The sequence below is a fragment of the Curtobacterium sp. PhB172 genome (assembly GCF_003752545.1).
GTDB lineage: Bacteria > Actinomycetota > Actinomycetes > Actinomycetales > Microbacteriaceae > Curtobacterium.
The window spans coordinates 143,353-156,204 of sequence record NZ_RKIF01000005.1 but is presented as its reverse complement, the minus strand read 5'-3'; the positions used below and the strand labels follow the sequence as shown (position 1 = coordinate 156,204).

The window sequence follows — 12,852 nt, the reverse complement described above, 5'->3', positions numbered from 1 at the left end:
GGATCAGCCGCTGACGGGCGTCGCGAGCACGAGCGGGTCGACCTCGGAGCCGAGCAACCGCCCGGCCGCCCGCAGTCCGGACAGCAGCGCGCCGTGCACGGTCGCCGGGTCGTCGCCCCACGTGGCCTCGCCGGCGAGCTGCACCCGGCCGGACGGCGCACCGAGCAGGTCGTGGTCGTCCGGCGACGCCCCGACGTGCAGGTACGAGTACGAGCCGCGTGCGAACGGGTCGTCGGCCCACCGGGTGATGCGGAACGCCTCGGGTTCGGGGACCGACGGGCCGAACATCCGCCGCAGGCCGCCGATGCCCTCTTCCACGATCATGGCGTCCGGCAGGGTCTCGAGGCGCCGGGCGCCGGTCCCGCCGACCAGTGCGGCCAGTACCGGCGCTCCGGTCACGCGGGACATGTCGTACCAGGAGTGCCAGTCGACACCGGCCGACCCCTGCTGGCGGACCACCCACGACTCGCCCCAGAACCGCTCCGGGAACCGCAGGAACACCTTGTCGTAGACCCCCATCCCGAGCCGGCCCATCGCACCGGTGACCGCCTCGGCGAGCGGCGGGTCGAACGTCACGTCGCCGGCCTGCAGCACCCCGAGCGGGACGGTCACGACGACGTCGTCCGCCGTGACCGACGACCCGTCGGCGAGTCCGACCACGACACCCGTCGCGGACTGCGTCACCGACCGCACGACCGCGGACAGCCGGACGTCGAGCCCCTCGGCCAGGGCGGCGGCGTACTGCGCGTAGCCGCCGGGGAACACCACCTCGTCGCCGGGGACGTGTTCCTCTTCGAGGCCGCGGGCGTCGAGGACGGTCACGGGTGCGCCGCAGAGGTCCTCGGAGCGGTGGGCCATGTACTCGCGGACCCGCGCGGCCCGGTCGCCCTGCCACTGCAGGGACCGCAGCACGGTGTCGACGGCGGCCGCGTACGTCGAGGGCGGTGGAGCGTGTGCGACGACGGTGTCCAGGGCGGCGTCGACGGTGTGCAGGTCCGCGACGAACGCCGACGCCTCCGCAGCGGACAGCGGTGCGCCGGAGGGGCCGTGCCACGCGATCGGCCGGCCGTCGAACTGGAAGCTCCCGACGGTGAACTCCACGGTCTCGATGCCGAAGCGGGGAGCCAGGGCCCAGAGCGGGTTGCCGTCGACACCGTGGATCCACGAGGCGCCGAGGTCCACGGGCACGCCGAGCGCCGTGTCGGTCCAGGTTCGGCCGCCGATCCGGTCGCGGGCCTCGAGCACGACCACCCGCTGGCCGTCGAGTGCGAGTGCCCGGGCAGCAGCGAGCCCGGCGACCCCGGCCCCCACCACGACGACGTCGGCATCGAGTGCAACCATCAGTGCCCTCCGGTCAACGGTGCCATCAGCCGCGCGGCCAGGCTCGGCCGTCCGGTCAGGGCTTCTTCGCGGTCGGCCAGGTCGGTCGCCACGAGCCCGGCGTTCGCCCCGAGGAACCGGAGTGGCTCGGGCTCCCAGTCGGGTGAGCGGTGGTTCACCCACGGCAGCGCGGTGAGCGGCGACGCGACCCCGCGCACGAGGTCGGCGAGCGTCCGCCCGGCCAGGTTCGTCGTGGAGAGTCCGTCACCGACGTAGCCGCCGGCGGTGCCGACGTGCCCGTCCCAGGTGACGGACGCGCACCAGTCGCGCGGCACCCCGAGCGGGCCGCCCCACGTGTGGGTGATCGGGGCGTCGGCGACGGCGGGGAACAGCTCCACCAGGGAACGCCGCAGGTGCTCGAACACGCGTGGTACCCGGTCGTAGCCGGGGGTGATCGCGGACCCCCAGTGGTAACGGGCTCCGCGTCCGCCGAACGCCAGTCGGTCGTCCGCCGTGCGCTGGCCGTACACGAGCAGGTGCCGGTAGTCGGAGAACGTCTGCCCGTGCTCCAGGCCGATGCGGTCCCACACCGCCGCGGGTAGCGGAGCGGTCGCGATCATGAGCGAGTAGAGCGGCAGGATCCGCCGCTTCGTCTGTTCGAGCTGTGCGCCGTACCCCTCGACCGCGATGACGACCGCGCCGGCCGTGACGGTCCCACGCGACGTGACCACATGTCCGTGGTCCCACGACGAGGCGGGCGTGTGCTCTGCGATCCGGACGCCCCGGGCCTCCAGGGCGGCCGCCAGGCCACGCACCAGTGCTGCGGGCTGCACCCGCGCGCAGTCCGGGGTCCACGCGACCCCCGCCGATCCGGCGGCGTCGCCGGATCGCGCCGGGCGCCAGGTCATGGCGTCGCCCCACTCGGCCGACGAGGCGACCTCGTCGTGCGCCGCGCGTTCCTGCACGGCGGACCGTGCGTAGAGGACGGTGCCGCCCTTCACGTAGTCGCAGTCGACCCCGGCTTCGGACGCTGCACGGCCGACCTCGTCGACGGTGTCGCGCATCGCTGCGCGCAGCGCGAGGGCGGCGTCGTGGCCGTGCTCGCGCGCGACGGACTCGGCGGAGCGCGGGAACAGCGCCGAGCACCAGCCCCCGTTGCGGCCGGAGGCGCCGAACCCGGCGATCTCGCGTTCCAGGACGACGATCTGGAGGCCCGGGTCGGCCTGGTGCAGGTACCAGGCGGTCCAGAGACCCGTCAGTCCACCGCCGACGATCGCGACGTCCGCGGTCGTGTCGCCGTCGAGCGGTGGCCGGGGCGCCAGGTCGTCGCGTCCGGTGGACGCGAGCTGGTCGAGCCAGAACGAGACGCCCCGGTAGCCGCTCACGGTCAGATCTTCGACGAGGCCTCGGACAGGACGCTCCGCAGGATCGAGGTGATCTCGCGGAACTCCGGCTGCCCGATGGTCAGCGGCGGAGCGAGCTGCACGACCGGGTCACCGCGGTCGTCGGCCCGGCAGTACAGCCCGGCGTCGAACAGGGCCTTCGACAGGAACCCGCGCAGCAGCCGCTCGGACTCGTCGTCGTCGAAGGTCGTCTTGGTGGCCTTGTCCTTGACGAGCTCGATGCCGTAGAAGTAGCCGTCACCGCGGACGTCACCGACGATCGGCAGGTCCTTCAGGGTGTCGAGCTCGGCCTTGAACAGCGGGGCGTTCTGTCGCACGTTCGCGAGCAGGCCCTCTTCCTCGAAGATGTCGAGGTTCTCCATCGCGACGGCGGCCGACACCGGGTGCCCACCGAACGTGTACCCGTGGTAGAAGGTCGTGTCGCCCTTGGAGAACGGCTCGAAGAGCTTGTCGCTGATGATGGTCGCGCCGATGGGGGAGTAGCCCGAGGTCATCGCCTTCGCGCACGTGATCATGTCCGGCACGAAGTCGTAGGTGTCGCAGGCGAACATGGTGCCGATCCGGCCGAAGGCGCAGATCACCTCGTCCGAGACGAGCAGGACGTCGTACTCGTCGCAGATCTCGCGCACCCGCTGGAAGTACCCGGGCGGCGGGGTGAAGCAGCCGCCGGAGTTCTGCACCGGTTCGAGGAACACCGCCGCGACGGTGTCGGGGCCCTCGAACTCGATCATCTCGCGGATGCGCTCGGCCGCCCAGAAGCCGAACTGCTCCTCGGTGCCGCCCGGGAAGCCCATCTCCTCGGCGCGGTAGTAGTTCGTGTTCGGCACCCGGAACCCACCGGGCGTCAGGGGCTCGAACATCTGCTTCATCGCCGGGATGCCGGTGATCGCCAGGGCACCCTGCGGGGTGCCGTGGTAGGCGACCGCGCGCGAGATGACCTTGTGCTTCATGGGCTTGCCCTGGAGCTTCCAGTAGTACTTCGCGAGCTTGAAGGCGGTCTCCACCGCTTCGCCGCCGCCCGTCGAGTAGAAGACCTTGTTGAGGTCGCCGGGGGCGTGCTCGGCCAGGCGGTCGGCGAGCTCGATGGCCGCCGGGTGCGCGTAGGACCAGATCGGGAAGAAGCTCAGCGTCTCCGCCTGCTTCGCGGCCATCTCGGCCAGGCGCTTCCGACCGTGGCCGGCGGCGACGACGAACAGGCCGGAGAGCCCGTCGATGTAGCCCTTGCCGTGGCTGTCGTAGACGTGGTGGCCCTCGCCGCGCACCATGATCGGCACGTCGGCACCGGCCTGGTTCGCGCCGTGTCGGGCGAAGTGCATCCACAGGTGGTCCCGGGACTTCCGCTGCAGGTCGGCGTCGTCGACCGGGGCGAACGGGTCGTAGGAGTGGAGCCGCGTGGGCTGTCCGGTCGTCTGGTCTGAGATGGTCATCGCGTTCCCCAGTCGTAGAGCTGTTTGCGGAGTTGCAGGTAGACGAAGGTCTCGGTGCCGGCGACGCCCGGGATGGCCCGGATCGTGCCGTTGAGCAGTTCGATCAGGTCGTCGTCGTCCTCGCAGACGACCTCGACCATCAGGTCGAAGCTGCCGGCGGTCATGACGAGGTAGTCGACCGCCGGCAGCTGTTCGAGGGCATCGGCGACGGTTCGGGTGTCGCCGCTGACCCGGATGCCGATCATCGCCTGCCGGTGGAAGCCGAGCTGCATCGGGTCGGTGACCGCGACGATCTGCATGACGCCGGTCTCGGTGAGCTTCTGGACGCGCTGCCGGACCGCCGCCTCGCTGAGACCGACGGCCTTGCCGATCTCGCCGTAGGGACGGCGGCCGTCCGCCTGGAGTTGTTCGATGATCCGCTTCGAGGTGTCGTCGATCGGTCCCGGACGTCGTGGTGCTGCCGCCATGCCGGACAGCATGGCAGCGAGGCTCGGAGCGCGCAAGGGATTCCGTTGTGAACACCGTGTTTCGCGACGATTTCCGTTGTTACGGTTCTCCACAACCTCCGAATCCGTCTTCCGCGCCGCCGGAATCCGTGTCAGGATCACCGCCATGCTGGACACGACGGAAACGGTGACCACGACGCACGAGGTGCGCAACTTCGTCGGTGGGTCGTTCGTCGAGTCGGGCACGGACACCCGGTTCGACCTGGTCGACCCCACCACCGAGCAGGTCTACGGCACGTCCCCCGTGTCCACGGCTGCCGACGTCGACGCGGCCTTCACCAGCGCGAGCACCGCCTTCGCGACCTGGCGCCGCACGACCCCCGGCGAACGGCAGCTCGCGCTGTTCCGGATCGCGGACGCCATGGAGCAGCGGGCATCGGAGTTCGCCGACCTCGAGTCCCTCGACACCGGCAAGCCCCGGGCCACCCTGGTCGAGGACGAGATCCTGCTGTCCGTCGACCAGATCCGCTTCTTCGCCGGAGCCGCCCGCAACCTCGAGGGCCGCAGCGCCGGCGAGTACATGGCCGACCACACCTCGTTCGTCCGGCGCGAGCCCATCGGCGTCGTCGCCCAGGTCACCCCGTGGAACTACCCGCTCAACATGGCGGTGTGGAAGTTCGCCCCGGCGCTCGCCGCGGGGAACACCACCGTGCTCAAGCCGAGCGACACCACCCCGCTCTCCACCCTGCTGCTCGCCGAGGTCGCCGCCGAGTTCCTGCCGCCCGGCGTGCTCAACGTCGTCGTCGGCGACCGCACCACCGGCGCCGCGATGATCGACCACCCCACCCCGCAGCTCGTGTCCATCACCGGGTCGGTCCGCGCGGGCACGGAGGTCGCCCGCGCCGCCGCCGGCGACCTGAAGCGCACCCACCTCGAGCTCGGCGGCAAGGCCCCGGTGATCGTGTTCGACGACGCCGACATCCCGTCCGCCGTCGCCGGGATCGTCGCCGCGGGGTTCTTCAACGCCGGGCAGGACTGCACCGCCGCCACCCGGGTGCTCGTGCAGGACGGCATCCACGACGAGTTCGTGGCGGCGCTCGCCGCCTCGGCACGTGCGACCGCGACCACCGGCGCCGACACGACCACCCCGTACTTCGGCCCGGTGAACAACGCGAACCAGCTCGCCCAGGTCCGGTCCTTCGTCGACACCCTGCCCGACCACGCCACGATCGAGCTCGGCGGCGGGCGGCAGGGCGACGTCGGCTACTTCCACCAGGCCACGATCGTGTCCGGCCTGCGCCAGACCGACCGCATCGTGCAGCAAGAGGTGTTCGGTCCCGTGCAGACCGTGCAGCGCTTCACGACCGAGGACGAAGCACTGCGTGCCGCGAACGACGTCGAGTACGGGCTCGCGAGCTCGGTGTGGACGACCGACCACTCACGGGCGATGCGCTTCGCCCGTGACCTGGACTTCGGGTGCGTGTGGATCAACACCCACATCCCGATCGTCGCCGAGATGCCGCACGGCGGCTTCAAGCACTCCGGCTACGGCAAGGACCTGTCCCAGTACGGGTTCGACGACTACACCCGCATCAAGCACGTCATGTCCTACATCGGCTGACCCCGATCCTTCCGAAGCAGCAGGAGGCACCATGGCAATGACCGGCACGTTCGCCGAATCCGGAGCCGATCTCCGACTCGAGCAGATCACCAAGTCGTTCCCCGGACACACCGCGGTCGACGCGCTGGACCTGACGGTGCCGGCCGGCTCGTTCTTCGCCCTGCTCGGCCCCTCCGGCTGCGGCAAGACCACGACGTTGCGGCTCGTCGCCGGGCTCGAGGAGCCCACGAGCGGCACCATCACGATCGGCGGCGAGGACGTCACCGACACGAAGCCCTACCAGCGGCCCGTCAACACGGTGTTCCAGAACTACGCGCTGTTCCCGCACATGAGCGTGCTCGACAACGTCGCGTTCGGCCTGAAGCGGCGACGGATCCCGGACCCGATGACGAAGGCGCGCGAGGCCCTGCACCTGGTCGAACTCGACGCCTCGGCCGACAAGCGCCCCGCCTCCCTGTCCGGCGGCATGCAGCAACGCGTCGCCCTGGCCCGCGCGATCGTCAACCGGCCGGCACTCCTGCTGCTCGACGAGCCGCTCGGTGCGCTGGACCTGAAGCTCCGCCACCAGATGCAGCTCGAACTCAAGACGATCCAGGCCGAGGTCGGACTCACCTTCCTGCACGTCACCCACGACCAGGAAGAAGCGATGACGATGGCCGACACGGTCGCCGTCATGAACGGCGGCCGGATCGAGCAGATGGGCAGCCCCCAGGACCTGTACGAACTGCCCCGGACCGCGTTCGTCGCGAACTTCCTCGGCCAGTCGAACCTGCTCGAGGGCGAGGTCCGCGGCACCGACGGCCCGCTGCTCGTGGTCGCAACGCCGGCGGGCACCATCGCCGTCCCGGCCGACCGCGCCGTCCGGACCTCGGGCAGCGTCGTCGTCGGCGTCCGTCCCGAGAAGCTCAAGATCCGCACCTCGGAGCCCACCCCCGAAGCCGGCCGCAACATCCTCGGCCCCGGCCGTGTGGTCGACGTCTCGTTCTCCGGGGTCAGCACGCAGTACCTGGTGGACGTCCCCGGCGCCGGCCGCGTCTCCGTCTTCGCGCAGAACTCGAAGGGCGGACCGCGGATCGCCACCGGCACCGAGGTCTGGCTCACGTGGGGCGTCGACCACGGTTTCGGCCTGGAGGCGCACCCCGCGTCCGACCAGACCGTCACCACCCACGCCGCCACGGGCCTCCAGTCCGCACCCGCCACGGCAGGATCGCTCGCGTGACCGGCGGGGGACCCGGCCCGGACCTGCTGCGCGGACTGACGTCCGTGCGCGTCAGCCGACGCGGCCTGCTCGCCGGCGGAGGAGCCGCCGCGCTCGCGGCGCTGCTCACGGGCTGCAGCATCAAGGGCTCAGCCGCCTCCGGCGCCGAGAACGCCGTCGACTGGACCGCGTTCTGGAAGGACGCCAAGGCGACGAAGCAGCTGAACTTCGCGAACTGGCCGCTCTACATCGACTCCGACCACGGCAAGTCCGAGTCGCTCGCGCTGTTCCAGCAGGCCACCGGCATCAGCGTCGACTACCAGGCGGTGATCCAGGACAACGCGACGTTCTACGCGACCGTCTCGCCGATCCTGCGGGCGCAGGGTGCCACCGGCTACGACCTGGTCGTGATGACCAACGGGTTCGAGCTGACCCAGATGATCAAGAACGGCTTCGTGTGCGAGCTCGACCACTCGCGGCTGCCGAACTTCGCGGCGAACGCGGGTGACTCGGTGAAGGACCCGACGTACGACCCCGGCAACAAGCACTCCGTCGTCTGGCAGACCGGGTTCACCGGGATCGCCTACAACCCGAAGTACATCGACCGCGAGATCACCTCGTTCCAGGACCTGCTCGACCCGGCGTTCGCCGGCCGCGTCGGGCTGATGAGCGACAACACCGAGCTCGGTTCCCTCGGACTGCTCGCGAACGGCATCGCCCCGGAGACGTCCACCCCGGCGGACTGGCGGAAAGCGCAGGCGTGGTTGCGGAAACTGCGCCCGAGCGTGACCGGCTTCTACGACCAGAGCTACATCAACAAGCTCGAGAACGGCGACACCTGGATCACCCAGGCCTGGTCCGGCGACGTCTTCCAGGCGCAGCAGTCCGGGTTCGAGGACCTGAAGTTCGTGACGCCGGAGGAGGGCCAGATGATGTGGCACGACAACCTCATGATCCCCCGGCAGGCAGCGAACCCGGTGGCCGCCCTCGAGTGGATGGACTTCTACTACACGCCGAAGATCGCGGGCATCGTCGAGGACTGGGTCAACTACGTCTGCCCGGTCCCCAGCGCCGAGGCCTACGTCCGTGACGAGCTCGACGACGCGACGGTGGCGGACAGCCCGCTGGTCTTCCCGGACTCCGACGTGCTGGACCGGTCGCACGAGTTCCGGGTGTTCGAGAACTACGACGAGTACTCGGAGTGGAACGGCATCTTCAACGCGGTGGTGCAGTCGTGACCGCCGTCGGGGTCGCCGGCCCGGGTGCCGCACCGACACCGGGTGCTGGTCCGGCACCGGTCCGTCGGGGCCGCCGTCGCAGCACGCCCTTCCTGCTCGCGTTGGTCGGCACCGCCTACCTCTGCGTGTTCTTCGTCATCCCACTCGTTTCCGGGCTCATCGTCTCGCTCATGTCGGGCAACCCGGACGACGGGTACACCTTCACGTGGAACTGGGGGATCTACGGCTCCCTGTTCATCGACCCGCAGGTGCCCTACCTGACGTTCCTGCTCCGGTCCCTCTGGTACGGCGCCGCCGCCACGGTCGTGACCATCATCGTCGGGTACCCGGTGGCGTACTTCATCGCCTTCCGGGTGTCCCCGCGGTGGAAGAACCCGCTGCTCATGCTCGTGTTCGTGAGCTTCCTGGTGTCGTTCATCATCCGCACCGACATGTGGGCGTTCGTGCTCGCGTCGCAGGGTCCGGTCGTCACCTTCCTGCAGGCGATCGGCCTGGCAGGCAAGGACTTCCACATCCTCGGCACCGGCGGCGCGGTGATCTTCGGCGACGCCTACAACGACCTGGCGTTCATGGTGCTGCCGATCTACGCCGCGCTCGAACGCATCGACCCGCGACTCGGCGAGGCCGCCAACGACCTCTACGCCGGCAAGTTCCGGGCGTTCTGGCACACCACGCTGCCGCTGTCCCGCTCGGGCATCTTCGCCGGCGTCCTGCTCGTGTTCATCGACAGCGTCGGCGACCCGGTGAACTCGGCGCTGCTCGGCGGCACGAACACGTACACGATCGGCCAGGCGATCCAGGACGCCTACTCCGGCAACCAGCAGTACAACGTCGCCGCGGCACTGTCGACCGTGCTCATGGTCGTGCTCGGCATCATCCTGTTCATCTACGCCCGCGTCTCCGGCACCGACGACCTCGAGGACCTCGTATGACCGCCGTCGCACCCTCTCGTCCGTCCACCGTGACCACCTCGTCGCCCGTCGTCCACCGCCACGGCGTGAACCGCCGCGGGCCGTGGCTCGCGATCGTCTACTGGGTCACCATCGCGATCACGCTCGTCCCGATCGTCTACATGATCGTGTACTCGTTCAACGACGCCCCGACGAACCGGCTGTCGTTCGCGTGGAACGGCTTCACGACGTACTGGTACGCGAACCTGGTCAACGTGTCCGGGCTCGGAGCCGCGTTCGTCACCTCGGTCGTCGTCGCGTTCCTGGCCGCGATCATCTCGGTCGCGATCGGGCTGCCGCTGGCCCTCGCGCTCGAGCGGTACCGGTTCCCCGGTCGCGGTGCCGTGAACGCCGTCGTGTTCGCGGACATCGCGGCGCCCTCGATCGTGGTCGGCTCGGCGTCGCTGTCGTTCTTCCTGTCGGTGGGGCTCGGCACCGGGTTCCTGACCGTGCTCATCACCCACGTGGCGTTCGACGTCGCGTACGTCGTGGTGGTGCTCCGCGCCCGGATCTCCGGCACGTCGCGGGTGCTCGAAGAGGCAGCGAGCGACCTCGGGGCGACGCCGTTCCAGGCCTTCCGGCTCGTGACCCTGCCGTTGCTCGCACCGGGCATGCTCGCGGCCGGGCTGCTCGCGCTCGCGATGTCGATCGACGACTACGTCATCACCTCGTTCGTCGCCGGGCCCGCGGTCACGTTCCCCCTGTTCGTCTACGGCGCCGCGAAGGCCGGGATGCCGCCGCAGGTGCTGTGCTTCGGGACGCTCGTGTTCGCGGTGGGGCTGCTCGTGGCGCTGCTGAACGGGGCGCTGAACCGGCGCCTGGCCCGGACGCGCGGGTAGGCGCCGGCCTGCACGGTGCGGGTTGTGCGGGCTGGTGCGAGGTTGGCGCGGGTCGCACGGTGCGGCTTTGGCGGGCTGGTGCGAGGTTGACCGCATGGTTCGTGCTTGTAGCGGCGCACGGTGCGTGGAACCTCGCACGGGGTGGCGAGGTGCGCACGGTGCGCACGGTGCGCACGGTGCGGACGGGAGGCGCGTGGCGGACGGGCGCCGTGCCTCCCGTCCGCCTGTGCGGTGCGTCCACAGCACGGTGCGGGTTGCGCGGGCTGGTGCGAGGTTGACCGCATGGTGCGTGCTTGTAACCGGGCACGGTGCGTGGAACCTCGCGCGGGGTGGCGAGGTCCGCACGGGGTGACCGTCGTGTGCTCAGACCGCCGTGTCCACGAGCTGCGGGCCGAGCGCCCGACGCCGTGCCTGCAGCACTGGCGAGACCGTCGCGGCGACCATGATGACGAGCCCGATCGCGACCACGAACGGCAGTGGCCGGAGCGGGTCCGTCCAGGTCGTCAGTGCGGCGGGCCCACTCGCCAACGCCAACGGAAGCGCGATGAGGACAGCCGTGACCACGACGGCGACGGCTTCGAGGACCGCCGCGACGAGCGCCGTCCGGAACGTGCCGCCGGTCGCGACGAGCAGGGCCACGTCGCGTCGTCGGCTGAGCGTGGTCATCACGACGGTGGCAGCGCCGGTGAAGAGGACGATGAGCACCGGCCCGCCGAAGATCGCGAGGCCGCCGAGGTAGTACGCGGGGGAGTCCCACACGCCCGCCAAGCCGGTGAGCGACCCGAGCAGCATCGCCACGGAGAGCAGGGCGATCGCGGAGTGGCTGCGCGTGAGGTGGTACCGCAGCGACTCGCGCGCGAGGAACCACGCGGCGGGTGACCCTGGCAGTGCCGCAGTCCACCCGGAGACCAGCGCTCGGCAGAGCCACGGTGCCGCGGCGATGACGCAGACCATGACCGGCACGAGGAAGACCATCGAGATCCCGCGCTCGCCCATGAGGTTGAGGGCGTACAGCGCGATGGCAACCCCGCCGGACACCCACACGATCACCTTGCGGCCGACGCTCGGTCGCGGTGGTTCGAGCTCGGGCTCACGGACGGCGAACAGCGCCGGAGTGCTCGAGGCGGCCCGCGCGGCACCGATCGCACTCAGCAGCACGGTGAGCTCGAAGGCTGCGAAGGCGATGAGCCCCTCGGGCACGCCGAGACGGGGTTCCAGGGCCGGGCTGCCCGTGCTCCGCATCGGGGCGGAGAGGAAGGCCATCAGGGACTGCAGCGTGAAGGGCATCACCGCGAGGGCCACGGCGAACGCGGCCAGTGACACCGTCGCGGCCTGCGCGAAGACCACGCGTCGGATCAGCGCCGGGCCGATGCCACCGAACTGCCAGAGCGCGTGGTTCCGGCGCTGGATCCGGATCGAGAACGTCACGAGGACGTTGAGCGCCCCGATGACGACGATGGCGTTCATCGCGCCGAACACCAGCGCGTGGTTGCGGAGGGCGTCGGCGTCCGCCAGGTCGGCGATCCCCGCAGCGGTCGAGACGTCGCCAGCGCAGACGAGCGCGACGACGGCTGCGAGGACCATGACGACGAACGTCGAGACCCAGAGTCGCCAGGCCCGGAGGACCTCGGCGAGGACGAGTCGCGTGATCACCGGGACACCGCCGCGAGGACGTCGGTCACCGACGGATCGATGAGCTCACGATGCAGCCGACCGTCGCGCAGGACGAGCACTCGGTCGCCGAGCGCCGCGGCTTCGAGGTCGTGCGTGACCATCACCACGGAGCGTTGCCCGACGGCCGCCGCTCGCAGGAGTTCGAGCACACGGGCACCGGACTCGGTGTCGAGGGCGCCGGTCGGTTCGTCGGCGAACACCACGTCGGGTGCCGTGACGATGGTGCGGGCGATCGCGACACGCTGCTGCTGTCCACCGGAGAGCTGTCCGGGACGGTACCGGGCGACCGCCGTCAGTCCCACCGCGTCGAGGGCGTCCCGGACGACGGCGCGATCGACGGATCCGGTCGACAGTCGGAGGGGCAGCGCCACGTTCTCGAACGCCGTCAGCGCCGGGATGAGGTTGTACGACTGGAACACGAACCCGAGGTGGTCTCGGCGGAACGCTGCGAGGGCGTCTCCGCGGAGAGTGGCGAGGTCGGTGCCGTCGATGCGCACGGTGCCGGCGGTCGGGGCGTCCAGTCCGGACAGGCACTGGAGGAGCGTCGACTTGCCGGAGCCGCTGGGCCCGACGATCGTGACGAGTTCGCCGCGGCCGATGGTCAAGGTGACATCGTCGAGGACGGTCACGTCACGGCCTGCGGAACTGGGGAACCGACGCGTCAGCGCCGTGGACTCGATGAGTGCAGTCATCGATCCAATATATGACATATGTTACGAGCATGCGTCGGGCAGTG

The 12,852-nt window shown here is 70.4% G+C and carries 11 protein-coding genes; 5 read left to right on the top strand and 6 right to left on the bottom strand.

Features of this window, described 5'->3' with window-relative positions; genetic code table 11:
* Window positions 1-3: 3 nt before the first annotated feature.
* From EDF42_RS01720 to EDF42_RS01705, 4 genes are read right to left on the bottom strand one after another with little or no spacing between them, the layout of a single operon-like run.
* A complete protein-coding gene (locus EDF42_RS01720; RefSeq protein ID WP_123671287.1) occupies window positions 4-1,341 on the bottom strand; it encodes an NAD(P)/FAD-dependent oxidoreductase in 1,338 nt (445 codons plus the stop codon).
* Window positions 1,341-2,705, bottom strand: a complete 1,365-nt coding sequence (locus EDF42_RS01715; RefSeq protein WP_123671286.1) for an FAD-binding oxidoreductase — start codon at window positions 2,703-2,705, stop codon at window positions 1,341-1,343. The genes EDF42_RS01720 and EDF42_RS01715 overlap by 1 nt, the downstream gene beginning before the upstream one ends.
* Window positions 2,706-2,707: 2 nt before the next feature.
* On the bottom strand, window positions 2,708-4,150 hold the full coding sequence (locus EDF42_RS01710) for an aspartate aminotransferase family protein (RefSeq protein WP_123292906.1): 1,443 nt from the start codon (window positions 4,148-4,150) through the stop codon (window positions 2,708-2,710).
* Complete coding sequence (locus EDF42_RS01705; protein ID WP_035809531.1) at window positions 4,147-4,629, bottom strand: Lrp/AsnC family transcriptional regulator; 483 nt, start codon at window positions 4,627-4,629, stop codon at window positions 4,147-4,149. The genes EDF42_RS01710 and EDF42_RS01705 overlap by 4 nt, the downstream gene beginning before the upstream one ends.
* Window positions 4,630-4,762: 133 nt before the next feature.
* Between EDF42_RS01705 and EDF42_RS01700 the strand changes: the two genes are divergently transcribed.
* Genes EDF42_RS01700 through EDF42_RS01680 form a run of 5 tightly spaced genes read left to right on the top strand, consistent with a single transcriptional unit; the run spans window position 4,763 to window position 10,442 of the window.
* Window positions 4,763-6,217: an aminobutyraldehyde dehydrogenase gene (locus tag EDF42_RS01700; RefSeq protein WP_123671285.1), complete on the top strand. Its 1,455-nt coding sequence runs from the start codon at window positions 4,763-4,765 to the stop codon at window positions 6,215-6,217.
* Window positions 6,218-6,248: 31 nt separating this feature from the next.
* Entirely contained in the window at window positions 6,249-7,436 is a 1,188-nt protein-coding gene (locus tag EDF42_RS01695) for an ABC transporter ATP-binding protein (protein ID WP_123292904.1), read from the top strand.
* A complete protein-coding gene (locus EDF42_RS01690; RefSeq protein ID WP_221180461.1) occupies window positions 7,433-8,653 on the top strand; it encodes a PotD/PotF family extracellular solute-binding protein in 1,221 nt (406 codons plus the stop codon). Before EDF42_RS01695 ends, EDF42_RS01690 begins: the two co-directional genes overlap by 4 nt.
* Window positions 8,650-9,585 carry an ABC transporter permease gene (locus EDF42_RS01685; RefSeq protein WP_123339295.1) on the top strand — a complete coding sequence of 312 codons (936 nt, stop codon included), beginning with the start codon at window positions 8,650-8,652 and terminating at the stop codon, window positions 9,583-9,585. Before EDF42_RS01690 ends, EDF42_RS01685 begins: the two co-directional genes overlap by 4 nt.
* Complete coding sequence (locus tag EDF42_RS01680) at window positions 9,582-10,442, top strand: ABC transporter permease (protein WP_123671284.1); 861 nt, start codon at window positions 9,582-9,584, stop codon at window positions 10,440-10,442. Before EDF42_RS01685 ends, EDF42_RS01680 begins: the two co-directional genes overlap by 4 nt.
* A 363-nt stretch (window positions 10,443-10,805) precedes the next feature.
* On the opposite strand, the gene EDF42_RS01675 is transcribed toward EDF42_RS01680, so the two are convergent.
* Together EDF42_RS01675 and EDF42_RS01670 are read right to left on the bottom strand one after the other, a co-directional pair.
* A complete protein-coding gene (locus EDF42_RS01675; protein WP_123671283.1) occupies window positions 10,806-12,095 on the bottom strand; it encodes a hypothetical protein in 1,290 nt (429 codons plus the stop codon).
* Window positions 12,092-12,808 carry an ABC transporter ATP-binding protein gene (locus EDF42_RS01670; protein WP_123671282.1) on the bottom strand — a complete coding sequence of 239 codons (717 nt, stop codon included), beginning with the start codon at window positions 12,806-12,808 and terminating at the stop codon, window positions 12,092-12,094. Before EDF42_RS01670 ends, EDF42_RS01675 begins: the two co-directional genes overlap by 4 nt.
* Window positions 12,809-12,852 lie beyond the last annotated feature (44 nt).